The sequence below is a fragment of the Oceanobacillus sp. FSL W7-1293 genome (genome assembly GCF_037969815.1).
Taxonomy (GTDB): Bacteria; Bacillota; Bacilli; order Bacillales; family Amphibacillaceae; genus Oceanobacillus; species Oceanobacillus oncorhynchi.
The window spans coordinates 4,545,799-4,572,059 of the sequence record NZ_CP150212.1; the positions used below are offsets into that span (position 1 = coordinate 4,545,799).

Annotated in this window: 22 protein-coding genes; 11 read left to right on the forward strand and 11 right to left on the reverse strand. The window is 41.9% G+C overall.

The genetic code is table 11. The annotated features are described in order from the left end of the window. The first annotated feature begins 20 nt into the window (after nt 1-20). The gene (locus MKY65_RS21835) at nt 21-1,256 is read left to right on the forward strand and encodes a serpin family protein (RefSeq protein WP_339180716.1); all 1,236 of its coding nucleotides are present in this window, start codon (nt 21-23) and stop codon (nt 1,254-1,256) included. Between the two features lie 138 nt (nt 1,257-1,394). On the opposite strand, the gene csaA is transcribed toward MKY65_RS21835, so the two are convergent. Continuing rightward, the gene (csaA, locus tag MKY65_RS21840; RefSeq protein ID WP_042529133.1) at nt 1,395-1,727 is read right to left on the reverse strand and encodes a chaperone CsaA; all 333 of its coding nucleotides are present in this window, start codon (nt 1,725-1,727) and stop codon (nt 1,395-1,397) included. A 218-nt stretch (nt 1,728-1,945) separates the two neighbouring features. On the opposite strand from csaA, the gene MKY65_RS21845 reads away from it, so the two are divergent. From MKY65_RS21845 to MKY65_RS21860, 4 genes are all read left to right on the forward strand, one after another. Next, on the forward strand, nt 1,946-2,653 hold the full coding sequence (locus MKY65_RS21845) for an ABC transporter ATP-binding protein (protein WP_339180718.1): 708 nt from the start codon (nt 1,946-1,948) through the stop codon (nt 2,651-2,653). Then, the gene (locus MKY65_RS21850; protein ID WP_339180720.1) at nt 2,650-3,894 is read left to right on the forward strand and encodes an ABC transporter permease; all 1,245 of its coding nucleotides are present in this window, start codon (nt 2,650-2,652) and stop codon (nt 3,892-3,894) included. The genes MKY65_RS21845 and MKY65_RS21850 overlap by 4 nt, the downstream gene beginning before the upstream one ends. Nucleotides 3,895-3,964: 70 nt before the next feature. After that, nucleotides 3,965-4,642, forward strand: a complete 678-nt coding sequence (locus MKY65_RS21855; protein WP_339180722.1) for a response regulator transcription factor — start codon at nt 3,965-3,967, stop codon at nt 4,640-4,642. Continuing rightward, nucleotides 4,639-6,033 (forward strand): HAMP domain-containing sensor histidine kinase, encoded by a 1,395-nt coding sequence (locus MKY65_RS21860; RefSeq protein WP_339180725.1) that lies wholly within the window; start codon nt 4,639-4,641, stop codon nt 6,031-6,033. The genes MKY65_RS21855 and MKY65_RS21860 overlap by 4 nt, the downstream gene beginning before the upstream one ends. An 86-nt stretch (nt 6,034-6,119) precedes the next feature. Here MKY65_RS21860 and MKY65_RS21865 read toward each other — a convergent pair whose 3' ends face one another. Beyond that, nucleotides 6,120-8,063: a sucrose-specific PTS transporter subunit IIBC gene (locus MKY65_RS21865; RefSeq protein WP_339180729.1), complete on the reverse strand. Its 1,944-nt coding sequence runs from the start codon at nt 8,061-8,063 to the stop codon at nt 6,120-6,122. A gap of 197 nt (nt 8,064-8,260) precedes the next feature. Between MKY65_RS21865 and MKY65_RS21870 the strand changes: the two genes are divergently transcribed. The 4 genes from MKY65_RS21870 to MKY65_RS21885 all read left to right on the forward strand — a co-directional run bounded on the left by MKY65_RS21870 (nt 8,261) and on the right by MKY65_RS21885 (nt 12,717). Next, nucleotides 8,261-9,760, forward strand: coding sequence for a sucrose-6-phosphate hydrolase (locus MKY65_RS21870; RefSeq protein ID WP_339180731.1), 1,500 nt, complete (start codon nt 8,261-8,263; stop codon nt 9,758-9,760). A 21-nt stretch (nt 9,761-9,781) separates the two neighbouring features. Beyond that, on the forward strand, nt 9,782-10,762 hold the full coding sequence (locus tag MKY65_RS21875) for a LacI family DNA-binding transcriptional regulator (protein WP_339180733.1): 981 nt from the start codon (nt 9,782-9,784) through the stop codon (nt 10,760-10,762). 235 nt (nt 10,763-10,997) lie between these two features. Beyond that, complete coding sequence (locus MKY65_RS21880) at nt 10,998-12,026, forward strand: ABC transporter permease (RefSeq protein WP_339180735.1); 1,029 nt, start codon at nt 10,998-11,000, stop codon at nt 12,024-12,026. A 1-nt stretch (nt 12,027) separates the two neighbouring features. Then, the gene (locus MKY65_RS21885; RefSeq protein WP_339180738.1) at nt 12,028-12,717 is read left to right on the forward strand and encodes an ABC transporter ATP-binding protein; all 690 of its coding nucleotides are present in this window, start codon (nt 12,028-12,030) and stop codon (nt 12,715-12,717) included. Between the two features lie 43 nt (nt 12,718-12,760). On the opposite strand, the gene MKY65_RS21890 is transcribed toward MKY65_RS21885, so the two are convergent. Beyond that, entirely contained in the window at nt 12,761-13,483 is a 723-nt protein-coding gene (locus tag MKY65_RS21890; RefSeq protein WP_339180741.1) for a GntR family transcriptional regulator, read from the reverse strand. A 225-nt stretch (nt 13,484-13,708) separates the two neighbouring features. Here MKY65_RS21890 and MKY65_RS21895 point away from each other — a divergent pair, with 225 nt between their 5' ends. After that, entirely contained in the window at nt 13,709-15,154 is a 1,446-nt protein-coding gene (locus MKY65_RS21895) for a processed acidic surface protein (protein ID WP_339180744.1), read from the forward strand. A 1,041-nt stretch (nt 15,155-16,195) separates the two neighbouring features. Further along, nucleotides 16,196-16,558, forward strand: a complete 363-nt coding sequence (locus MKY65_RS21900) for a DUF488 family protein (protein WP_339180746.1) — start codon at nt 16,196-16,198, stop codon at nt 16,556-16,558. A 52-nt stretch (nt 16,559-16,610) separates the two neighbouring features. Here the strand turns inward: MKY65_RS21900 and MKY65_RS21905 are convergent, their stop codons facing one another. The 8 genes from MKY65_RS21905 to MKY65_RS21940 form a co-directional block, all read right to left on the reverse strand. Then, nucleotides 16,611-17,324, reverse strand: coding sequence for a GntR family transcriptional regulator (locus MKY65_RS21905; protein WP_339180748.1), 714 nt, complete (start codon nt 17,322-17,324; stop codon nt 16,611-16,613). Nucleotides 17,325-17,520: 196 nt separating this feature from the next. Continuing rightward, nucleotides 17,521-18,639, reverse strand: coding sequence for an amidohydrolase/deacetylase family metallohydrolase (locus tag MKY65_RS21910; RefSeq protein WP_339180751.1), 1,119 nt, complete (start codon nt 18,637-18,639; stop codon nt 17,521-17,523). A 96-nt stretch (nt 18,640-18,735) separates the two neighbouring features. Further along, a complete protein-coding gene (locus MKY65_RS21915; RefSeq protein WP_339180753.1) occupies nt 18,736-19,353 on the reverse strand; it encodes a DUF624 domain-containing protein in 618 nt (205 codons plus the stop codon). A 31-nt stretch (nt 19,354-19,384) separates the two neighbouring features. Next, nucleotides 19,385-20,281: a carbohydrate ABC transporter permease gene (locus tag MKY65_RS21920; protein WP_339185343.1), complete on the reverse strand. Its 897-nt coding sequence runs from the start codon at nt 20,279-20,281 to the stop codon at nt 19,385-19,387. Nucleotides 20,282-20,296: 15 nt separating this feature from the next. Next, complete coding sequence (locus tag MKY65_RS21925; RefSeq protein WP_339180755.1) at nt 20,297-21,232, reverse strand: ABC transporter permease subunit; 936 nt, start codon at nt 21,230-21,232, stop codon at nt 20,297-20,299. A 177-nt stretch (nt 21,233-21,409) separates the two neighbouring features. Next, nucleotides 21,410-23,026, reverse strand: a complete 1,617-nt coding sequence (locus MKY65_RS21930; protein ID WP_339180757.1) for an extracellular solute-binding protein — start codon at nt 23,024-23,026, stop codon at nt 21,410-21,412. 261 nt (nt 23,027-23,287) lie between these two features. Then, nucleotides 23,288-24,310 (reverse strand): beta-propeller fold lactonase family protein, encoded by a 1,023-nt coding sequence (locus tag MKY65_RS21935; RefSeq protein WP_339180759.1) that lies wholly within the window; start codon nt 24,308-24,310, stop codon nt 23,288-23,290. Nucleotides 24,311-24,322: 12 nt separating this feature from the next. Then, nucleotides 24,323-26,230, reverse strand: a complete 1,908-nt coding sequence (locus MKY65_RS21940) for a beta-N-acetylhexosaminidase (RefSeq protein WP_339180761.1) — start codon at nt 26,228-26,230, stop codon at nt 24,323-24,325. Between the last annotated feature and the right edge of the window lie 31 nt (nt 26,231-26,261).

A 26,261-nucleotide genomic window follows, 5' to 3' on the forward strand; every position in this document is an offset into this window, starting at 1 on the left:
CATAAGGGGATGCTGATGAAATGATGAAAAAATTACTTTGTCTTTGTATCGTCCTTTTTTTAACCGCTTGCAGTTCCTCTGATTCTGAAGAAAATCCATCGCCTGCCGATATAGATTCGCCAGACGATGCTTCCAAAGAAACCGTTCAGTCAGGATTGAACCAGCTTGGGTTTGAAGCACTCTCCGGATTAGACAAGAACGAGGATGGTAATGTATTTATTTCACCTATCAGTATTTGGACAGCACTGAACATGACCTATCACGGCGCAGATGGGGAAACAAAAGCAGAAATGGAAGAAGTGCTTGGCCTGGAAAACATCGATGCGGATGCCTTGCTTTCTGCCAACCACGATTTGTTAATGAAGCAAGCAGCAGATAATCAGGAGGTAGAACTGCATCTCGCCAATGCTGTATGGTTCAGGGAAGACATGGAAATAGATACGGCTTATCAAGAGACGCTGGAAACATATTATCAGGCAAAGGCAGAGCCCTTAACAACAGCCGATGCCATCAATGACTGGGTTGCTGAACAGACCAATGACCGGATTGATCATATGGCAGATGATATTTCTCCTGATTTAATTTTATTCTTGCTTAATGCCGTTTACTTTCAGGGAGATTGGACGCATCCCTTCGATGAAACCTTAACAGAGGAACAGGAATTTTCTTTAGAAGATGGTTCCACTATAGATACACCGATGATGACTTTGTACAAGAAAGACTTACGTTATTGGGAAGATGAGAATGTCCAGGTTGTTTCCTTGCCTTATGAGGAGGATGAAACCATACAAATGCAGATTTTCCTGCCAAGTGAGGACACGAGCTTTTCTAATTTCCGAGAAGACTTTTCTTTGGAAAAATGGCAAGAAAGCATGGATGCGTTGGAGCAGCAAACAGGAACGGTATTACTTCCATCCTTCACGCTGGAATATGAATCAGAGCTCAATGACTTTTTCATCCATCTTGGCATGGAGCAGGCTTTCGACCCGGATCAGGCTGATTTATCCAACATGTTTGAGGGAACGGATGCTTCAGAAGCTTATATCAGCAGAATTTTTCATAAAACATTTATCGACGTCGATGAAGAAGGAACAGAAGCTGCCGGCGCTACTTCAGTGGAGGTAGAAGAAACTTCTGCTGTATTGGAAGATACGTTTACCATGGATATCAACCGTCCATTTCTATTCACGATCACCAATACAGAAGAGGATAGTATTTTATTTATGGGAAGTATCGAACAGCCGGTGCAAGAATAAAATAAATCTTTATTCAGTGGAATCCGCACAGCCAGTTTACTGCGAAAAAAAGAACTTTCCACGCATCTTTGAACAAACCGTTGTAAAGGTCCGTTCAAGATAGCTGGACAGTTCTTTTTTGATTTTAAACTTAGCGCTTCACGAAATTTTTGTCCCGTTTGTTACTTGCTCATCCGGACGAAGCAAAACGACATCTCCCTCTTCTTCTACTCCGCCAACGACAAGCACCTCTGATTTAAAGCCGGCAATTCGACGTGGCGGAAAATTAACGACCGCAACAACCTGACGCCCTATCAAATCCTCTGGTGTATAGCGCTTTGTAATTTGTGCCGATGATTGCTTTTCACCAAGCTCCTCGCCAAAATCAATCCGTAATTTAATCGCCGGAACACGCGCCTTTTCAAGCGGTTCTGCATGCAATACCGTGCCTACACGTAAATCGATCTTCATAAACTCTTCAAACGTTGCCATTCTATCTTCCTCCTGCGAACAAATTTTCAAATTATTTCTATTATATCTATCTTAATGGAAAGGCATACATGAAAGCAAACAGATAAAATGAATATAGCTATGGAAAGCCGCTGTTTCTTATTATAACGAAACCTTTTTCCTGGTTTACCGTATTTCTATTATAGAATAATTCATTTACTTAAATAGAAACACACTCTATAACTCAGGGAGGAGATTCCGTGCTGCAGGTACATATCGATTCAGCAGGATACCAGCAAAAAAAACTTTATCTGCAAGACATTCATTTCACCATCTGTCCCGGTGAAATTGTCGGTTTAATCGGGGCAAATGGCGCCGGGAAAAGTACAACAATCAAATCAATCATCGGCACCATGGAGCATGTACATGGAAATATTGAATTAGAAGAAGACAAACAGCTGGCATACATCCCCGAAGAGCCGATTCTCTATGATCGCCTTACGCTCTGGGAGCATTTACGGCTTGCTGCGACGTCTTATGAAATGCCCCAAACTATTTGGGAGCCCCGCGCAAAGGATCTTCTCAAGAAATTTTCGCTTACTGGTAAAGAACATGAACTGCCTATTCATTTTTCCAAAGGAATGCGGCAAAAAACATTGATTTGTCTCAGTTTTATGACAGAAGCGGACATTTATATCATTGATGAACCTTTTATTGGATTAGATCCAATCGCAACAAAGCATTTGATTAACCTGCTGTATCAGGAAAAAGAACGCGGAGCCGCTTTGTTGATGTCTACACATGTCCTCGATTCCGCAGAGAAACTCTGTGACCGGTTCATTCTTTTAAACGAAGGAAATACAATTTTCCAAGGAGATTTACAAGCATTACAGGAAGAAACAAATCAGTCCGCCGGCACTTCTCTTTTAGATTGTTTTTATGAATTATTAGAGGAGGGCGTATCATGAATGGAACTGCACGCACGCTGTTCCTCAAACGGCTCCAGTCCGATTATAAAAATCTATGGGAAGCCAGCAAGCTGATACTGGATTGGACCTTATTTATCTATATCTTGATTCCCGGGATTGCTATTGGTGCTTTTTTCTACATGGAATGGCTGCAGGGTATCCCCTTTCTATTAAATTTCATTGGCTGGTATGGCTGGATGATGATATTGGTAATAAGCTTTTTCTTCCATCATATCAAATTATTCACCTATCTGGCGGACCAGCTTTTCCTAAGCAGAAATATTCCCTTGCTGCGGCGCATCTCCCAATATGGAATCGTCTATTCAACTAGTATGATGCTACTTACCGCAACGCTGTTTTTTATCATTGCTGCACCCTTTCTAAGCAAACTATTCTCTTTATCTCTGCTTTCTTTGGGATATCTATGGCTTTACTATCTCTCAGGCGTATGTTTGATAACCCTATGGAGAAAATATGCACAGATTCATATCTCCTCTTTTATTATTCGTTCCATATCCATTATTCTAATCCTTATATTGTGGATAAGTTTATCTCAGGCTATCTTATCACATTTACCCCTGTGGATAATGTGGGTAACATTAAGTGTTATCGCTATTACTTTTGTATCTGACAAGCTTGCTTATCATGGAACCCATTTTTTAAAAATCGCTGAAATGGATGAACAGGCAAGAGGAAAATGGGTGGGTCTTTTATTTACCAATGTCCGGCAGCAAGGGTACAAACCGCCTTCTGCAAAACCAATCAGGCTCTGGAAGGAATCACAGGTTATGTTTCAAAAGCAAAGCAATGACATGATATTCACCGATGCCTATTTTAAATCCTTCTTCCGCAATTTACCGGTACTGATGCCGCTTGTTCAGCTTACTGGTCTTCTAATTACTGTGCTGATCGTATCTGCACCGCATTGGACTGGCTATCTATTTTGGCTGGCTTCGATCTATATCATTGTGGATATTACCAAAACAGGCTGGCTCGGCTTTCGATTTAATTCTTTTATTGAGCTTTTCCCATGGAAGGAATCCATGCTGCGAGGGTCCTTGGAGACCAGCGTGCGACGGCTGAGTTCACCTATTCTATTCGTTATCGGACTCCTTTTCGGCTACTTAAAATTTGGTTTTTTGGGAATGCTGGTTTTTCCTGTTATCAGTGTATTCCTGGGAATAGGGCTGATTTATTGGCATATTCGTTATGTTCCGGTTAATAAGATAACAGCCGAATAATTTGGCAGCTCCCTGTCAGCTGCTGTAAGCTTAGGTCAAGTACTATTTATTGTGAATGGAGATTACCCACATGCAACGCATATTAATTGTTGATGATGATGCTCATATCCTCCAGCTTGTCCGTATTCAGCTGGAGAAGGAAGGCTTCCTTGTTTCCGAGGCGAAAGACGGGACAGAGGCCTTAGCTATGTTAAAAAAGACAGATTATGATTTAGCTGTTATCGATGTCATGATGCCCTTTATGGACGGCTTTCAGCTGACAAAGGAAATTCGCAAACAATTTGATCTTCCAATCATTTTACTCACAGCCAAAGGACAAATTGAGGATAAGGAAGAAGGCTTTCTGGCGGGAACAGACGATTATTTAGTAAAACCTTTTGAACCTCGTGAACTCAGCTTTCGTATCCATGCATTGCTGCGCCGCTATCAGCAGGAGAGTGATTCACACACGATACGATTGGGAGAGGCAGAAATTAATTTGAATAGCTATGAAGTAAAGGTTGGGGGTAAAACACTCCTTCTTCCCCTTAAGGAGTTTGAATTGCTCGCACTATTAGCAACTTATCCACAGCATGTCTTTACCCGGGCACAGCTGATCGAAAAAATTTGGGGAATGGATTATGAAGGCGAGGAGCGCACAGTGGATGTGCATATTAAACGGCTGCGGCAGCGTTTTTCTTCTTTGACTGCTGCCTTTAGTATTAAAACGGTCCGCGGCGTCGGATATTGTCTGGAGCCGGCAGAATGATGCGCTCTCTCTATGTTAAATTCGCTGTTGTCACCATAGGTATTATGCTCCTCAGCGGTGTGATTGCCTTTATCGTATCAAACACCTATTATCAACATTCCCTGAAGCCTCAAAACGATGAAAAGAACACCAAAATTGCTTTGGAGATGGCTGCTTTTATTGAAAATAATCCGGAAATCGCCATCCATGATTATTTATCCAATATGGCAGATGTAGGTTATCAACTGTACCTTGTGGATAACCATGGACAAGAACAATTTTTCGGAGCAGCATTCCGGGAAAATAACTTAACAGACAGCGATATACAGAGCGTACTGAATGGAGAAATATTTCATGGGATGGTCCATTTCCCCAAACAGACCTTTGTCACAGGCTTCTTTGCGAATGAATCAAAAAATTCGATTGGTGTTCCTGTAACCTACGAAGGTGAATCTTACGCTCTATTTATCCGTCCGGATATCAAGCTGCTATTCAATGAACTCCATTTATTGCTTGGCGTATTATTTGGCCTGACGATTATCCTAAGTATCTTATTTGTACTTTTCAGCACCAATTACCTGGTCAAGCCTATTTCCCGGCTCAGCCGTGCTACCAAACAACTGGCAAAAGGAGATTTTCAAGCGAAAACATTAAACACAAAGCGAAAAGATGAATTGGGAGAGTTATCCACAAGTTTTACACAGATGGCACAGCAGATTGTGGAAAATGACCAGATGCGCAAAGAATTTATCTCAAATATCTCCCATGATATCCAATCTCCTCTATCAAATATTAAAGGATATACCAATTTAATAGGCGATAAGGAAACACTGGAAGAGGATAAACAGCAATATATTTTCATTATTAATGAAGAGATCAGCAGACTCTCTAACCTGACAGAACAGCTTCTGCTTCTTTCTTCACTGGACCGGGACCAGCATATCGTGAAAAAGAAACACTTTGATGTCAGTAACCAGTTGAAAAACCTGTTACAGAGTTATCAATGGCTGGTGCAGGAGAAGGAAATCATGCTGAGCTATTCCCTTCCCGACTTAGAGATTTACGCTGACCCCTCTTTATTAAATACGGTTTGGGATAATCTGCTGTCCAATGCCCTAAAATATAATCAGCAGGGCGGCAGTATTGATATCCAGCTCACTTATACGGAAGAGCACTGTTCCATTTCCTTTACGGATACAGGAATCGGCATATCCGATAAGGAAGCTGAACGTATTTTTGACCGTTTTTATCGGGCAGATGCTTCCCGTACCAGAAGTGTTAAAGGAACGGGGCTAGGCTTATCCATTGTCGCTACGATTGTAGAATTGCATGAAGGAGCTGTTACTGTCCGGGCTAATGAGAATGATACCGGAACGATTTTCACGGTCAAATTACCTCGATATGGAAAATAAAGTTGCATGAATAAAGCATCTGCCCCTTGAAAGAGGCAGATGCTTTTTCCAGCAAACTATTCATGCATAAAAGCAGGTTGCAGCGGCTAGCGTGAATTCAATTGCAGTATATCGTCACCTTCTGCAATTTCCTTCTCCTCTACAGGAGATACTTCCGCATAATCACCCGTATTGGTGATAATGATCATTACCGTGGGATCATAACCGGCACTTTTTATTCCATCAATGTTGAATGTCCCTAAAATATCGCCTTTTTTCACTTGCTGCTCCTGGCTTACTTTGCAATCAAAGCCTTCTCCATTCAGATTTACAGTATCAATACCTATATGGATCAGGATTTCCGCCCCTCGATCCGTACGAATTCCAAAAGCGTGCCCAGAATCATAAGTGACGGTAATCGTCCCGTCTGCCGGAGCTACAATTTGCTGTTTTTCCGGATAAATAGCTATCCCTTTCCCCATCATCTCTGATGAAAACACCTGATCATTCACTTCCTGTAACGGAATAAGCTTTCCAGTAAGCGGGGAGCTGATTGTTACTTCATCTGCTTGAACAGAAGTGGCTTCCGTATTCGTTTCATTTGCCGGTTCTTCCGGGCTTTTATCATTTTCTGGGGCAGCTAATTTTCGCTTTCCATAGATAAAGGTTAACGTAAAAGCAACTACCATGCTGATGACAATACCAATCAGAAACATTGAAATCGAATTAGGTGCAATGGAAATGAAACCAATCACACTCGCCGGCCCCATTGCTACGGCAAGCACATGGAAAAAGCCGATAAATGCAGAAGCAATGCCTGCCCCAATCATTCCACAGATAAATGGAAACTTCAGTTTTAAGTTCACCCCGAAAATCGCCGGTTCTGTAATACCCAGCATCGCAGATACACTTGCTGAAGACGCCAGGCCTTTTTGCTTTTTATTCTTCGTAACAAAGAAGATTGCCAGACAAGCCGCTCCCTGGGCTACGTTTGCCATGGAAGCAACCGGGAAAATAAAGGAACCGCCAGTGTTTGCTACATCCGCAAGCAGCATCGTTTCAATCGTCGGGAAGCTTTGGTGCAGCCCCGTGATAACAATTGCAGAATAGAACGTTCCGAAGATCCCTAAGCCAAATCCTCCTGTGGTCTGGTATAACCACACAAGACCGTCCGTTAATCCGTCAGACAAGGAACGCATCATTGGTCCTACAAAAATAAACGTTAAAAATCCAGTAATAATTACCGCAAACATTGGTGTAAAGGTAAAATCAAATGCATTCGCCAGCCGTTTATGGAAGAACTTCTCAATGTTAGCCAAAATCCATGACACTGCCAAGACTGGCAATACAGACCCTTGATACCCAGCTTGTGCTACGTCCAGACCAAAAATGTTCCAGTAGCTCATTGTTCCGTCCTCAATCGCATTTGCTACCGCATAGCCATTGACTAAATCCGGCATAACCATGGCCATCGCCATTGCAGCACCTAAGTACGGATTACCGCCAAATCGCTTCGTGGCGGAGTAACCAATCAGAATTGGTAAAAAGGCAAATGGTGCAGAAGAAAGCAGATTAATAATACTGGCTACATCTTCAATGGCAGGAAACATTTCTACAACCGACTGCGGGCCGAATAAATCCGGAGATGTCAGCACATTATTTAAAGCCATCAATAAACCGCCCGCTACTAAGGCCGGAATAATCGGCACGAAGATGTCAGACAGTAATTTAATAAATGACATGATTGGATTCGGTTTTTTCTCTTCCTCCGATATTGCTTTCAAATCGTCTTTGGATACTTCTTGAATGCCTGTTGCATCTGTTAATTCTTTATACACTTTATTTACATCACCAGGACCGATAATAATCTGGAACTGACCATTTTGTTTAAACGTTCCTTTAATATCTGGATGATTATCTAATCCTTGCTGGTCAATATTTTCATCATCTTTTAAGACTAAACGTAAACGAGTTGCACAATGAGCGGCAGCTTGTATATTATCTTCGCCAAGCATTTTCAGGATATCTTCTGCAACCTGCTTATGATTCATGATTTCTTCCTCCCTGTAACCGTTTTTTTTATCATACAAACAAAAAACCAATATGTCAATCGTTTATCATATATTTCACTAATCATTCATATAAATGCTTTTGATTTAGATAATATTATGTTATACGTTTGACATATTGATGATTATTGCATATGTTCTATATAAGAAGTTTAATAGATATAAGGAGTTGAAAAAGTATGGAATTAATAACAGAATGGACGACACCTTTGCGTTATAAACCTTATCATCAATGGTCGAAAAGCTATCAGGATATGCTTTCTTCAATCATTCAAAAATCAGATTGGAAGCTGGCATTTCATATTCAACCGAAAACCGGCCTCTTAAATGATCCGAACGGTTTCTCATTCTACAATGGGAAGTGGCATTTATTTTATCAGGCTTATCCATTTGGACCTGTGCACGGCGTGAAGTCCTGGTATCATATGGTATCGGACAATTTAGTTGATTGGGAGCAGCATGATTACGCTTTATTACCCGATTCTCCTTATGACAGTCATGGGGTTTATTCAGGCTCAGCAATGACTGTAGAAGACAAGCTTTTTTTAATGTACACAGGAAATGTACGTAACGAGGAGTGGGAGCGTCATTCTTATCAGCTGGGAGCTTGGATGAATGCGGAAATGGAAGTAGAAAAAATAACGGAACCATTGATTGATAGCCCTCCGGCAGGCTATACACATGAATTTCGGGACCCGCAGGTATTTCGTTATCAGGATCATTACCTGATGATGATTGGTGCCCAAACAGAAAATGAAAAAGGTACGGTATTAGCTTACCAAAGCAGCAATCTGACAGATTGGGAGTTACTTGGTGAATTAGATTATACAACAGAAGAAATGGGCTTTATGGTGGAATGCCCTAATTTCGTTTTGGTAGACGGTCAGCCTGTGCTGCTGTTCTGCCCACAGGGTTTAGACAAGGACATTTCCTCTTATCAAAATATCTATCCAAATATGTACGTCATCGGCTCCTCGTTTAATAAAGAGACGGTATCGATCGAAAACACGTCGGATTTAGTCAATCTCGATGAAGGCTTTGATGTCTATGCAACACAAGCATTCCATGCACCAGACGGCCGTGTATTGAGCGTCGGCTGGGTTGGACTCCCGGAAATTGATTATCCTACCTTTGAAGAAGGCTGGGCGCATTGCCTCAGTATCGTGAAAGAATTGTTCATTAAGGAAAATCATCTATACCAAAAACCAGTTGCAGAAATGCAGGAATTACGGCAGAATCATCAGGAATTGCAAGGTTCTGTACAAGCATCCGATACGTTATTAAGCTCACCTGACAGCAATGTTTATGAATTAAAGCTCGAACTAAATGCAAGCACATCCGGCTCTTTATATTTATTTGCAGATAAGCAGAATAAAGAAGGTTTGAAGATTTCTTTCGATGCAAAACGTGATACAATAAGCATGGACCGCAGTAAGGCAGGTATCCCTTTTGGAGAGTCCTATGGTTCTACTAGAACTGCTGCACTCAAAAGACAGGATAAGCTGACATTGCATATTTTTGCAGATCGTTCTATCTGCGAGGTTTTTGTTAATGATGGCTATCGCGTCATCACGAGCCGTGTCTTTGTGAAAAACCCGCAGCAGACGCATATCTTCCTTCAAGGGTTTGAAGGAGATTACACGGGAGATTTCTGGACCTTACGCGAAATGAATGAGTAATAAGTAAAGGGTGAGAGCATCATGGGAGTTAAATTGACAGATGTAGCGAAAAGGGCAGGCGTTTCAGCAACAACCGTTTCACGGGTAATTAATCATTATGGCTACCTAAGCCAGAAAACCATTGATAAAGTACACAAAGCGATGGAAGAATTAAATTACCAGCCGAACTCGATGGCCCGCTCGCTGCAGGGAAAAGATACACAATTGATTGGTCTGATCTTCCCTACTGTATCTCACCCTTTTTTTGGCGAATTAGCATCCAAAATGGAGACAAAGCTATTTGAAAAAGGATATAAAACGATTCTTTGTGACAGCGCCAATAACAAGGAGAAAGAACGGGACTACTTAAAAATGCTCGCTGCAAACAAAGTAGATGGTATTATTGCAGGAGCGCATAATTTGGGAATTCCGGAGTATGAAAATGTGGGGCTGCCTATTATTTCATTTGACCGTCATCTGGCAGAAGGTATTCCTATTGTCTCCAGCGACAGCTATCAAGGCGGACGTCTGGCAACGGAGCAGCTCTATCAAAGAGGCGGCAGAAAAATTGCCATCCTCACAGGGACGAATGAATCCGATTCACCGACAAACAAGCGTCTGGAAGGCTACTTATCTGTATTAAAGGAGCGTCAGCTAGAGCCAATGGTTTACCACTTTCCCTTGGAGCATTCTCCATTTTTAAAAGCTACGGAAATTCGCCAAATATTATCCAAAGAGGATATAGACAGTATTTTTTGTACGGATGATTTAACAGCCATTTTGGTTCTTAACAAAGCGCAGGAATTAGGGATTGATATCCCGGGAGATTTAAAAGTAATTGGTTATGACGGGACGGAGTTTGTCCAAAACTATTTCCCGCAGCTGTCGACCATCTTACAGCCGATTGATCAATTTGTTGATCTCTTGATTGATTTACTGATGAAACGGATAAATAATGCAGATGTGGAGCTGGATAGTCTTTATCAATTACCTGTTAGATTTATGCAGGGCCAGACCAGCTGATTGTTTATATAAATCGTTTCGCAGCTTATGAATTAGTTCCATAGATTATGAAACATAGTCGATATTCTTTCATTTATTTTGAATCTTTCCATTCAAACTTAAGTGACAGAAATCGGCTTTTTATTTCCCTCCTAAAATACTTGCAACACTTCAGTTGAAATTCCCCGTTCATATTGCGTTCATATTCTCCCTATATACTTCTGGATATACGAAACATTCAGGAGGTTAGAGCAAGATGAAAATGGCATGGAAAGAAATGAAGAAAAATAAATTACGTTATACCATCCTGGGCTCGATTGTTTTTCTAATCAGCTTATTAACTTTTATTATATCTGGCCTGGCAAATGGGCTCTCGCAGGACAATGCTTCACTGATTAAAAATTTGCCGGACGGAACATTTTATATGGAGGAGGAAGCAGACGAAACCTACAGCTTCTCCAGTCTGTCAGAAGAGCAGCAGCAGGAAATAACGGAAGAACAGCCTGAGACCACATTTCTCTCGATTCAGATGGGGAATTTTATCGACACCGCCGATAAACAGCGCAGCGTTGCTTATGTAGCAGCAACGGACAGCACCCATTTCCCGGAGGTCAACACTGGTGATGTTATTTTAGATGCATCGCTGGAAGAAGAGGGAATTGCAGTCGGTGATGAGATAACGAATGAACAGTGGGGGCAGACATTGACGGTAGCAGGATTTGTAGAACATGAAAAATACAGTCACTCGCCGGCGGCATTTATCAACCCGGATGATTTCCAAGCGTTTTTCCATACCGACTCAATGCAGCTCGCATTTATCACGGGGGAGGCACCAGCCTTTGAAGACCTGCAGTCTTTTTCAAATAGTGAATTTTTAAATACGATCCCGAGCTACAGTGCCGAACAGATGTCACTGAATATGATTGTCATCTTCCTGCTCGTTATCAGCGGGATGTTGTTTGCCATCTTTTTCTATATGATCAACGTGCAAAAGCTGGGTATTTACGGCATATTAAAGGCATTAGGTGTTAAGACAGGAAAGCTGTTTCAAATGATGTGGGCACAGATGCTTATTATTTCTGTGGTGTCGCTGATTTTATCTATTGTCATTAGTCAGGCTTTCCAAGTGCTGGCGCCGAGCGGGATGCCTTTTCATTTAACATGGCAGGCAACAATACTTCTCTCTCTCGTTTTTATCATCATTGGATTTATCGGAGCTACGTTGTCCGGGATTCAAATCAAACGTGTCGAGCCCATGCAGGCTATACAGCAAGGAGAGATGTAAAATGAGTTTATTTACGATGAAAAACGTGCAAAAAACATTCACTCACGGAGAGGTGAAAGAAGAGATACTAAAAGGGATTGATGTTACCCTGCCAGAAGGAAAAATTACTGCCTTAACCGGTGCTTCCGGTTCAGGCAAGAGTACCCTGCTGACCATTGCAGCAGGATTGCAGACAGCATCTGATGGGCAGATATCCTTCGAGCAGCAAAAGCTGACATCGATGCGAAGGGAAGAGCTCCGTCAAATTCGAGCGAAACAGTTTGGGTTTATTTTTCAATTTGCGCATCTGGTTCCCTTTTTAACCGTCCAGGAACAGCTGTCTCTGATGCTGGAGACTGCGGAAACCCCTCTTTCCAAGCAAACACAGAAAAAGGAAATCAGAGAGATTTTAGAGCTGGTCGATATGTGGAAACGAAAAGATGCTTATCCGGCCTCTTTATCTGGAGGAGAAAAGCAGCGCGTCGCTGTAGCAAGAGCGATTATTCACAGCCCTAAGGTGCTTTTTGCCGATGAGCCTACTGCCAGCCTTGATTCCAAACGCTCTAAAGAGGTAATGACGCTTATTCAAAGGCTCGCAAAGGAACGAAATATTACGGTTTTAATGGTTACACATGATATGGACATGCTGACCTTTGCCGATCATGTCATTGAAATGCAAGATGGAAAAATCGTCCAAGATAAAACAATTTGAAGATAATGGCAGCAAGCTATTTTATATTAAAATAGCTTGCTGCCTATTCTTTTGCACTATATTCTCTTACCGTCTTCATCATCTCTTCCTCTGCCCAGATAGGTTCCACTTGATTGTGCACATCATGAAAGTTTCTCTCAAAAGCCAGGTCCACTAAATTCTTTTCCTTTTTATCAATGGCTTCCACGATAAGCTCATGGTTATAAAGAACACGTTCAAAATCTTTTTCATCCGTTATCATCCGGTAGCGCATCGATAAAATAATCAGGCATTCCAAAACAGGCCTTAAATTCGTCCACAGCATCATAATATGGTGATGGTCAATATATTTAATAACCGTTTCGTGAAATTCCAGATCTAGAAAAGAAAATTGATCTACATCTTTGTATTTGATTGCAATTTCCATCATCTCTAACGTTTTCCTCAATTCTTGAACCAGTGCATCTGTCTGCATCATCAATAGACGTTCAAACGTAAAGGATTCCACCATTAAGCGGACATCATAAATTTCTTCAATATTTTTCTCAGAGATACCGACAACAACTGCGCCCATCCGCTCGGATCGCACAAGATTTTCACTGGCCAGCACACGCAGTGCTTCTCGCACCGGAGAGCGGCTGACATCAAATAAAGCCCCCAGTTGATTTTCTGATAGTACCGTTCCTGCCTTGACTTCGCGGGAAATAATCCTCATTCTTAATTCTGCAAGCACTTGCTCACCCTTAGATTCCTTACTCAGCTGCTTCTTCGGATAAAATGTCTTCATGCGGCATATCTCCTTTATCAATCGATGAATACTTGTATACTAATATAGTGACATAACCTTTCTGTTTTGTAAACGTTTCCTGATGCAAAGCCTCTTTTGACAGTGTGAAATCTCTATACTTTTTAAATTTGAAAAATATTTCAAAAAAATGGATTGCCAGAACGGGAATTCAAGGCTATAATTTTCTCATTAAGCTAGTTATTTTAATCGAAAAGAGGAGAAGAAATGAGGAAATCGACACAAATTTTTGCATTATTCTTATTTTTGTTTGTCGTTTTACCTGGAGCTGCAGATGCACAATCAAACAGCTTCCAAAAAGATTTTGAGAATTATTTAACGGAAATTAGTGAAGTACGCGGCTTTACAGTTACAAAAGAGGATATCGCGTTTTCGTTGTCGCTTTATGATTTCTATCTAGAGGACTTTGATACAGTCACAGATTTAAAAGACTTCTTAGGAGAGGTCATTCATCAAGATGGTAACAATTTAAAACAAATTTATAGTGAATATAATATTGACCAGAGTACCCTCCAGGCAACCCTGGCTGAGTTTGGCGAAACCTTAGAGGATTATATTTTTTTAGATGATCTTTATATGAACACGGACTATTACTTATACATTTTAACACCCAGAGAGCCTGATTTTGACCAAAAGCTTGCAGATTATCTGGCGGAAGCATCAGCAATCCGGGGCTTTCAAGTCACTTCTGACCATGTTGAAAATGCATTAGCTCTTTACGGATCTGAGTTAAATGATTTTAAGACGGTCGACGAGCTGTCCGACTTTTTAGGAGAAATCATCCATAAAGATTTGAGCAATGTCGGTCCTTATTTTGAAATGGCCACAGAAGTTGTTCTGCAGCTTATCTCTGATAACGGGCTAGACATCCATAGCTATGTTTTCTTAGATGATTTATACAACGATTTAGACGGCGAAATTATTTGGGAGGAGGATTTCTTTGATTCAAGCTTTTTCATGGAGGAGTTCGATTTAACAGAGGATGAACTGCTTCGTTTGGAAGAGCATATTCGAAGTATTCCAGACATCACCAGTGATGAAACAATTGCTAGAATGCTCAATGTAGCAGAACGCATGATGGCTTTTTCTGATTTTGAGAAAGCGACAGAATTAACGCCTGGACAAGCTACGGAGTTATTATCTATTTTCCATGAATTGATTGATATCTTTCAGTTCCATGTAGAATTTGTTCTTGTTACAGGCGAAGGAGAAGAGCCTATCACTCTGCAGACACTATTCAGCTTAACAAAGCTCGAAAATGCGGACTTGAAGGCGAATATTTATAACTTGCAAGGAGACTTTCTTGCTGACTTGATTATTTCCGGGGAAATAGTTGACGCTGATACGATTGTAGATACTGGAAATGCAATTCAAAAAGAAGCAGACAAGAAAACAGCGCCGGCCGTCATCACAAGCCCGGACAAAGAACCTCCGGCAACAGAGGAGACTTCTTATGTGAAGGAATCTCCAAAAACAGCTGCAGCTGAAGTAACTATTGAAGCAGCTTCACCAGCTGAAAGCGATAAGGATAAGAAGGAAAAGCTGCCTGATACTGCTTCTAATTATGCAGAAAAAGGAATCTGGGGGCTCGCATTTATTGCAGCAGGCGGATTACTGCTGTTTTTAGCAAAAAGGCGCAAGCAAACCGTATAAATATTAATCAACATTTGCACATTAAAAAAGTAACTTCATTTTCATAGAAACAGGAGTTGATTATTCCTTCGATAACACCCTTGACAAAGAATAGGAGGTGAAGTGTAAAGCACCGCTGCGGCGGACCGTTTTGCTTTCCTAGGGGCACGCTCTTCAGCTAACTTTTGCCAAGAAGAGCACTTGGCAAAAGTGGATCTTCAGATGGTGCTGATCCCTCAGGAGTCAAAACGGTCCGCCTCCGCTAGTAAGATGTTCTATGCGTGAAAAAACAACTCACCAAATAGATGTTTAATCAGATAGAACATCTTTTTCATGCTGTATGGTAAAATGTTCCGTCAAGATTACTTTCTGTGCATAAAAGCTATTCCCTGTAGTTCATATTCATGCTGTCATGATTGGTTATTCAGGCGAAAGTTGCTATTTCGTCCAGCTCATTAAATTGTTATTTCTTTCATTCGCTGTAGAACCCTATCAGAGCGCAGGCCAACCACGCAGACTCCTAAGTGGTTTGCAGGCTAAACCCGTGACTCCTGGGGTTGCGATTACCAATGTTGTCAGGTTAATTAATTTTATAAAAATTATAAGTAGATAGTAATAAGACTATCTAGCGGAGGAAAAACACGTAGACTCCTGTGGGAATGCGCAGTGTGAAGACCCCGCAGAAAAAAGCGAACTTCTTTTTTCGAGGAGGCTGAGCTCAAGCCCACGGAAAGCGTAGTGTTTTTCCGTAGCGGTCAGTTAACCTGACAACATTGCTGCGATTACTCGTCCCATCGAAAACATTTGTACGTCGGAAAGCGGAGTGGTTGGCCGAAGCGGAGCTATGCACCATCATCAATTCCAAAATGGCCGGATATTTCACCAAAATGCAAGCATAGTAATGGAGAACATGTCCATCCTGGAATAGCAAGATATATATGCTTATTCTTAGGTGCGAAAGTTGAGATATAATTATTCCAGCCTGAACCAATCCATAGAAACCAAACCGCATAAATGATAAACTGAAAGAGAAAACAACTGGTTGGAAAGGCGGAATAATCCATGTCTATCAAACTGCAACGTATCTATGAAAAATCGAACGACTCTGGGTATCGTGTGTTGGTTGACTTAGTCTGGCCGCGGGGTGTTTCAAAAAAAGACGCAGAGCTCGATGATTGGGCAAAAGAAGTAACACCTACGCCAGAATTACGAAAATGGTTTAACCATGACCCTGAAAAATTTGCAGATTTTAAATCAGCATATAAAAAAGAACTGCTAAATGATGATGAAAAATTAAAGAAATTAGCTGAACTCCAGAAACTGCAAAAGCAGCAGACACTTATTTTATTGTATGCTGCCAAAGATAAAGAACACAATCATGCCCTTGTATTAAAGGAAGTACTGGAAAGTAAACTGCCAAAATAATGCTATATAAACTGCAAAAGCGTACCTTGTATTGATTCAGGTACGCTTTTCGCTATACATTAAAATTAACAATATACTTATGGATGTCTGTACGGTAATAAGCAACCGAATATTCTACCAGCCTGTCACGCTCGTCATACGAAAATCGTTCGCGCTGCAGTAACGGCTGCAGCTCCATTTCCAGCATCTCTGCAACAGCCGGCTCCGGGATAGCCACGCTGAATTCATCCTTGAACCGGAAGAAGCGGATTCCCTCCTGATAGAGCATATCGTATAATGAATTGACAAATACATCAGGATCATTTGGCAGGGAAATCGACGATGGAACATAATGTCTGAAGTGAATATAGGGCTTATCGTCTAATGTATAGAGACGTTCTACACAATAAGCTCCTTCTCCAGGTAAATCATGGATAGCAGGCAGGATAGCGTCTACTTTTTCCACCTCGATCAGCTTTTTACCTAATTGATGACCTTCCCCAATCAGATATTCGGAAAAACGCTGTCCTTTGGAAAGCTTCGAAACAGCCTGGTTCGCCAGTACTGTCGTCCCAATGCCGCTTTTTTTCTCCACATATCCTTCCTGAGCTAATTGTTCCACCGCCCGGCGAATCGTAATTTTACTCACTTCGAATTCCTTTTCTAATTCCGGTTCAGAAGGAATTAAGCTGTTTTTAGGATATTGTCCGTTGATTATTCGTTCCTTCAATATCTCCTTCACCTGTAGGTATAAGGATCCCTGTCTTAAATTTAGCTTCATTGCCATCTCTACCTTTCTATATCCAAATCCACTGTATGCGTACCCGTCATTCCCCTGACTTTCACATTTTATCTCCTGATGAACGCATGCCCATGCTTGCACTGCTATTCTATTAATATATCTTTTTCTACTCTCTTATTATACCAAGAATCCTGCTCATACTAAAATTTGTAGTCAACCGGAAAGGGGGTTCTTTCCCCTGCTATTCATAGGAATAATGCTTTTCCAATTCAATATATTCATTACCGAGATAAACAGCCTGCGGTTTAATCACTTGGTTCGTGATAATTTCATTTCCCATCGAATCAGTCAGCGTTTGGGGTTGATGCTCGACAGTAAAAAATGTAAATTCTGCATAAGAGCCGCGGCGAAAATTACCCAGCCTCGGCTGCTTTAAAACCTGTGCCGGGGTTTCTGTTACCGCACGGATAACCGCTTCCAATGAATAACCCAATGCCAGGAATTTTGTCAATGTTGCTGCCATGCTGTACACAGGGCCATTTATTTGATTCTCCTCATAAATATCCGTACTGATTGTATCAAAAAGTATTCCCGCTTCTTTTGCTTTTTTGGCTATAGGAAAGGAAAAGCTTGATTTCCCATGCCCTACATCAAGGTAGATACCTCTTTGGACAGTCTCCGCCAAAGCCGGGGCAACTTCCCCTGCCGGCTTTAGAATATGATTAGGGTATTTTCCATGATAACAGTGTGTGAGAATATCCCCTTTATTTAACAAAGGGAGTATCTCCTCCAGCATGGGCGGGGCACTGCCTACATGGACCATAAGCGGCTTCCTGAGCGCTTTGCTGTACTTAACTGCCAATTGCAGCGGTTTTAATCCATTATCCCCCACCACGCTGGCACTCATCCTTGCTTTTAACCCAATAATGAAAAAAGGATAATCAGCGGCCGTATTTTGTATTGCGTTCCAGGAAATATTATTGATATCTGCTAATTCATCCATTTGTTTTAAACCAGTCCTTGAGATATTCAGAAAAGCAAGCACTCTGGTTTTTGCCGCTTTTGCAATCTGGTGGAATTCCTCTATCGTATCTGCACCGCTGCTTCCCGCATCGACTACAGTGGTTACTCCTGTTTGATAACCAATTTTATCAGGGACAGCGCTATAAGGCTTATATTTTGGAAAAGCATGTGTATGTAGATCAATCCACCCGGGCGAAACATACATCCCTTCTGCATCTGCCAGAACTGGATAAAAGCTGCCTGCATCTGCGACGACATCCTTGATTCGCCCATTCTCAATTAAAATATCTGCCTTTTGCCCATTCGTAAGTAATGCATTTTTAATCACCTGTACCATCGCCCGTCCCCCTCTGTCCATGCTTTTCTTTTATCACGGAAAACCGCCTGTAAAACTCCCGCTTCATGACGCTTCGTTTTATCTATTTTATTATTTCTAGACTGCCGCTTCATACTTGGCAAATGTTTTAGACGCCCCCCACGTAATCAAGTAAGCGGAAAGGCTGCCTCCAAAAAAGAAAAGCACTGCCGGAAATGCTTGAAATATTAAATAACCGCCTGCACCAATACAAACCAGTAAAAATACCGTGAGTATCGGATGAACAATCGCAATAATTAGCGGCCATTTTAAGTACTGTATGGTTCGCAGCTTAAAATGGACATAGACCGGAAATAAATAAACCAAGAATACAGCCAGCAGCGCAAAGGCGATTACAACGGAAAATTGGGCCATTTGATAGACTAAGGCGCTTTGTGCACCAAGTATTTGAAATTGTACCGAAAACAAGTAGCCAAGCGCGAACAATATAATACCAAGACCGTTCGCTTTCCAAAATTCCTGCCGGTAGATTTCCCAGAATACTGCAAACATCCGAACTTCCTCCTCGCCCCGCTGCCACTTGCGGACAACAGCGAACATCGCGACCGTTGCAGGCATAACTCCAAAGAAAAGAAGACCTGCCATCGTAAATAGAATCCATAATATATTCAGATAAGCAAAACGTGTTATCCAAATCGCAACGCTATAATATCCGCGAGCTACCTCTGCCATCATTACCTCTCCTTTCCTTTGTGTATGTGTACTGCTATTCCTTCACAGATCCTATCAATACCCCTTTTACAAAGAAACGCTGCAGGAACGGGTAAACAATCAGCAGCGGCAGTGCAGATACGATAATTACCGCATATTTCACAAGGGAAGCTGTCTTTATTTGATCTGCAAAGGACTGCGCACTTCCGGCAGCGCTGGATGCACTGTCTGCACTGACTTCATTCAGGATGAGAATTTGCCGTAAGATGAGCTGGAGCGGAAATTTATCTTCACTCCGCAAATAAATCAGCGCATTGAAATATTGATTCCATAACGCAACGCCGTGAAATAATGCCATAACAGCAATGATTGGCATCGATAACGGCAAGACGACTTTAAAAAATAAATAAATATCACTGGCTCCATCGATTTTAGCTGCTTCCACCAGCTGATCGGGAATCGTCTGCTGAAAAAAGGTCCGCGCTACGAGAATCGACCAGGCGCCGACTACTCCGGGAATCACAATCGCCCACATCGTATCCAGCATCTGCAGGTTGCGGACGACCAAATACGTAGGAATCAATCCGCCATTGAATAGCATCGTAAATAAGATAAACCAAAGCCACGCTTTTTTGCCCATTAATTCTTTCCGCGATAACGCATACGATGCCGGCAGGAGGACAAACAAGTGAATAATGACGCCGACTGCTGTATATAGAATGGTGTTTTTGTATCCTGTCCAAATCGCATCATTCTGAAATACACGCTGGAAACCCTCAAACGTCACATCTACGGGCCAGAGCCACATCTTCCCTGTGTTTACGGCATGAGGATCACTGATGGACGCACTAATCACAAATATCAGCGGATAAATAATGATTAACGTCACAAGCAAGACAAATATTAAATTGAGCCGGTCAAAGGCTTTATCCGACAAACTGAACCTGGACATCATGCATCTCCCTCCTTACCATAGGCTGTTCTCGCTAACTTTCCGTGCAATTTGGTTCACAGTAATTAAAAGCACGATATTAATAGCTGACTCAAATAACCCGACAGCGGCAGCAAAGCTGTATTGTCCTTCCAATATCCCCGTCTCATATACAAAGGTTTGAATAACATCCGACGTCTCTGAATTCAGCGTATTCTGCATTAAGAGTACCTTTTCAAACCCGATTTGCATGAAATTACCGATATTCAAAATAAACAAGATAACGATTGTCGGCATAATACTTGGAATATTAATCCGCGTAATCCGCTGCATCCGTGTCGCACCATCTACTTTAGCCGCCTCATGTAATTCCGGATTCACGCCTGCCAATGCAGCAAGGTAAATAATCGTGCTCCATCCCAGCGTCTGCCATTGACCGGACCATACAAAGATATGGCGGAACCAGTCTGGACTGGTCAAAAACGGAATCGTGTCCATTCCAAGCGCACGTAATAAGTGATTTATCAAGCCTGTATTCGGGTCGAGAAAAGCTACCAGCATCCCGACAACGACGACAACCGATATAAAATGCGGCGCATAGGTCAGCGTCTGTGTCCATTTTTTAAATGCACCATTGCGGAGCTCATTAAATGCTAACGCTAAAATAATCGGCAATGGAAACAAGACCAGCATATACAGGTTTAAAATAATGGTATTTTTGAGCAGCCTCCAAAAATAATAGGAGCTGAAGAAACGTTCAAAATGCTCAAACCCGACCCATTCGCTCCCCCAAATACCAAGTGTTGCAAAATAATCCTTAAAGGCAATCTGCACACCGTACATTGGTATATAATGAAAGATAAAAAAGTACAAAAAGACTGGCATCATGAAAAGGTATAACTGCCAGTTGCGCAGAAAATTCTTTTTGATAACGGCTCCTCTACCCTTTTGTATGGATTGATTTTTTACCATCTTTCCGTTATCCCCCTTTTTTCTATGGAATCCCCCCTGCCAAATGAAACACAGCAACAGCGAAAATCCATCCTTGTTTCTTATGTAATCCATCTCATGATGTACCACTTGTAAAAAAAGAGAGGGCATGAGATCTACTGCCCTCTCGATGTGAATGAATCTTTTTAAACCTCTGCTTTAATTAGATTGATAGCGGTCATATGCAGCCTGGTAAACCTCCTGCAATTCTTCCATTCCCATCTGCTCGATCGTTTGGATATAGCTATCCCAGTTATCTAAATCTTCATCACCTGTAATAAACTTGTCGCGCATTTCTTCTACATATTTATTAATGTCCTCCCCTGTTGACTGCAGAATACGGTTTTCCTCTTCTGTAAAAGTAAATCTCGGCCATACCTCCTCAATGACTTGCGGCTCAATTTTTTCAGCTGCTTCCATCGACTGCGGCGCGGTTTCTCCTCCTTGGAAGTAATCTGCTTTAATAATTCCGCTGATGGAACCAAGCCAGGTTAAATCCTGGGCAATCGCCTGTTCAAATGTCATATCACCCTCTGGGTTCAGGATATGGTCACTGTAAACAGCTTCTCCATCTTCTATTTCAAATGTTTCTCCTTCTACACCCATGTAGTAAAGCTCTGCACCTTCATCTCCATAGAAATGATCCATCCAGCGGACCGTTGCAGCCGGGTTCGGGTTTTCACTGGTAATCACCAGGTTATCCGGAGTCCATACAGAAGATGAAAGTTTATTATAGGACTGATGGCCGTCTGGCCCTTCTAAAGCTGCTAAACTATTATATTGCGAGCCAATCTCTTCCCCGAATAATTCAATTGGATCATAGAAAATCATACTTCCATATAGATTATCCGATGCATTGGCAAGGAACTGGCCCCATTCAATGGTAAAAATGCTTTGATCAATTAATCCTTCTTCGTACAGCATATGGATGTATTCCAGCATCTCTCTATATTCATCAGCGGTTGCATAGTAGCGCACCTTCGAGTCATCATTCGGATCTAAATCCAAGTTTGTGTTGGAGGCACCATGGTTCATTACGCCGAACGATCCAGACAGCCATTGAACAAGCTCCGCAATGTCTGTACCTCCATAAGGAATCGTATCCCCATTTCCTACTGGATCAAGTTCTTTTACTGCCTTTAAATATTCATAAAAATCTCCTGTCGTTTCCGGAATATCCATATCCAGCTCATTCAGCCAGTCCTCATTCACCCAAGGTCTTGCACTGAGCCGTAAAGAGAGAAAATCATCTTCAATGAGCGATGGCATGGAGTAGATATTACCATCAGGGAAAGTAATTGCTTTTTCAATTGTTGGGTCATTCTCCATTAAAGCTTTTAAATTTGGTGCATATTCATCAATCAAATCATTTAATGGCAGGAACGCCCCTTGGGAACCGTATCGTAATAAATCCGTATTTGACAGCTCTGCAAGGAAGAATGCATCTGGCAGGTCACCACTGCCCAATGCCAGGTTTCTATTCTCCTCCAGAGCATCCGGGCTTACGGAATTCCAATTCACATTAATGTTTGTTAAATCTCTGTACGTATTCCAAATTAAAATATCATTCCAGTCATTGCCTTCATTTTGTGCGGGCTTGTTCGCAAAGATAGTGAGCTCTAATTCCTCTTCTACGATTGGAAACCCTGTCGCATTGACATTATCGCCGCCCGCTGCTTCACCTTCCTTACTATCACCGTCATTTCCGCTGCTGCACGCATATAAAGCGCTTACAAAAATAAGTGTTGCGATGAAGAAAAACCATTTCTTTAACATAATGAACCCCCTTTTAAGTAGGTAAAAATGTAAAACAAACTTTTTCTAACAGACAGCTGCCATCTTCATTTTTTTAATTTAGCTCCTTCCCCCTTTAATCAAATAATGTCTAAGATGTCATACGGATTATTTTGCTTATTCAAAATAGTACCACTATTATTTCGAAACGTCAACATAACATTATAATGATTAATATAAATCTTTTGTCTTTATTTGTCGTATGGCTTATTTCCTTATTCAATCTGTTCTTTTGAAATGGGTTTATAAACGCTTCAAATCAATAATACAAGCAGGAGACTGTATAGAAAATGTATTATTCATCATGAAAAAGGTACCATTCATTTGTTTAAAAATTGCCAGGTTGTTACTGTGCTGATGACAAACAAATAATTGTTTATCCTCCCTTTGGTTACTACAAAAATGTCTCGGCCATTTGCCTCCTGCAGAAATAGAGCCTTCCTTTTCCAATGTCCCATTTTCAGTTACTTTAAAAAGACTCAATGTATCTGATCCCCGATTAGAGGTAATCACCTTGCCATCCAAAAATTGAATTTCTGCTCCATAATTCCTTCTTTCCCGTATCGTTTCTACCGTTTGAATGCACTGTAAAGAGTCCGATGGAACCGCATATTGATATACAGATACAGTGGATTGATATTCATTGACCACATAAACAATCGGCTTCTCCGGATGAAAAGCCGCATGCCTTGGTCCTGCTTTTTCCGGGACTGTCAAGCTTTGAAAGGGAAGTAAACTCCTCCGCTCTTCATCCCATTGATACAGATAGATCTTGCTTTTACCAATATCCGTCAGCAGGAAAAGGGACGTTTCTGGAATTTGCCGGACGGTATGGATATGGGAAGCCTCTCTGTTTTCCGAAGCGAAAGCAATATGCTCTGCTTCTTCCTGCAGATCTCCATTATCATCCAGTGCAAAAACAACAACACCTGCATTCGAATAATTACTGATAAATATATAATGCCCACACGCACTCACCTCCGCATAGCACGGACCGCCGTGCGTCGGCAAACGCCTCCTTTCCTTTAGACGATGGGCTTCATAGTCCAGTTCATAACAAACCACCTCTCCTTCCGCTGCTTCACTGATGGCATACACACGGTTTTTCACCGGATGCTTCGCTAAAAAGGATGGATTAGCGATCCCAGCTTGTTTTCCCAGACGTGTCACTTCACCTGATTCAGCATGTATATTCAACCAATGAATACATGCCGAATCCGCTTCTCCATAGCAGCCGACAAGTACTTCTGTATTCAATTTATCCATGAGGCATTCCCCTTAATAAATCGGCAATACATGAAAGAATACGTTAGGGGAAGCCATCCGATAATAGTAGCTGCACCAGCCCAAACCGCTGGACTCCTCCACATTTGGAGAGAAATATAACCGCTCCTGCTCCAATTCATCAATTGCCTCTAAATCTCCTCTTACATACTCCTCGATTCGTAAGCGGGCAGTATCTAAACGCTGTAATAATCCTCCATAACGAATATCTATTACTTCCCACCCAAAAGGTTTATTCAAGGACAGCCACTGCTTCCGATGCGCAGCATGCAATTCCTTCACACGCCCTGTCACTTCCGGGATAACCTGCCGGGCAATTTCCTGCAGCTCTTCCTGATTCCCTGCATCATAAGCTGCTTTCAGTTCGACACCGATATCCCCTTTTTTTGCTAAGACCCAACACAGCTTCTGCGGCACATCAAAAAAGCAATCTGGCGCCTGCTGGTTATACTGTTGGATTTCCTCCGCCAGCTTCTTATAGAAATCCCCAACCTGATTTTTTTCGACATGCTTATCAAATAACCCAAGCAGCACATCCTGCCACAGCAAGAATTTAGAAGGGTTCGTCTGTAAGGTGTTCCCTTCGTCTACTCCTGGCGGCTGATCCATTTTATTTAAGGCCAAAAGCGCTTCTGGATCCATGCCTGTACAAAATAACGTACGTTCCTTCACACGGGTTATATCGATTTCGGTATGATACGCATGCTCAGCATAGAATTGCAGTCCATAAAGTGCATGGTACACATTGCTCTCATAGCCATCATCTCCCCAAAGCGTTACAAATACATCGCCTACACCTTCCTCCTTGCAGACAGCAAGTGCCGGCTCACTGGCAGTCAGAGAGATTTGATAATTCGGGGCAAAGGTATTCCACACCCACATTCCCCCTGCAAATGCCGGTGTACTGCCAAACCGTTTTAATTGCTGCAGCATCCGCTGATAATGCTCCCTATCTGCTTGAGCATACTGCCAATACATATACTGCACGTTATCTGGCAGCTGATTCACGATATACTCTGGTAAATCTGTGGTTTTGTCATAGCTGTCCCCCGTTTCGGAAGCCAGCTTTAAAAACATATCGCTCCACATTACCACACGCAGCTGATACTTATCCGTTATTTCCACGATTTTATCCAGATGTGCTTTCATCAGTTCAAAACGATCCTTGAAACCATGGATATTTAAATATCTGCCTCGTCCCACCTCTTCCGCTTCGTCCATACCAATATGAATGCGATTGCTCCGGAAGGGCCTGGTTGCAGAAGCAATCATCCGGTCCAGCAAATCATACGTAGCATTACTCTCTAATAACAGCGCACCCCGCGTATCCTTATAGGTATAAGCCGCATCCCATTTCAGAAATTCCTCTAAATGCGCCAACGTCTGGATACAAGGAATCAGCTCGATACCAAATAGATTTGCATAATCATCCAGTTCCCGCAGCTCTTGTTCACTATAACGCCCGCGCATATAACCAAAATAAGTCTCTCCGTCTACTTCATACGTGTCCTCCATGTACAGCATTGCCGTATTATGTCCCATCACCGCTAATTTCCGGATGAAGTCCTTTAGCGTAGACAGTTTCATCGTCATATTACGCGATAAATCAAACATAGGCCCTACACTGGAGAATTGCATCGTCTCTTGAATATGGATTTGTTTATTTCCCTTATTCCACTGTTCTAAAATCAAGCCAAGCGCTCTGAAAAAATGGCATGGCTCTTGGTAGGTAACCGTGCCTCCCCCTTCATCAAAAGCTATTATTAACCCGTTGATACGCTCATCCTGCCTCCCGGTCAGTACAATGCCGCCCTGTTCTGCAAGACGGAATGCATAGGCCTCCTGCAATTCTACGATTCCTGCGTGTAAGCTCACTGCATCCCCTTTAATTGAAATTTCCATTTATCATCACCCCTTCATATCTATGCTGTTT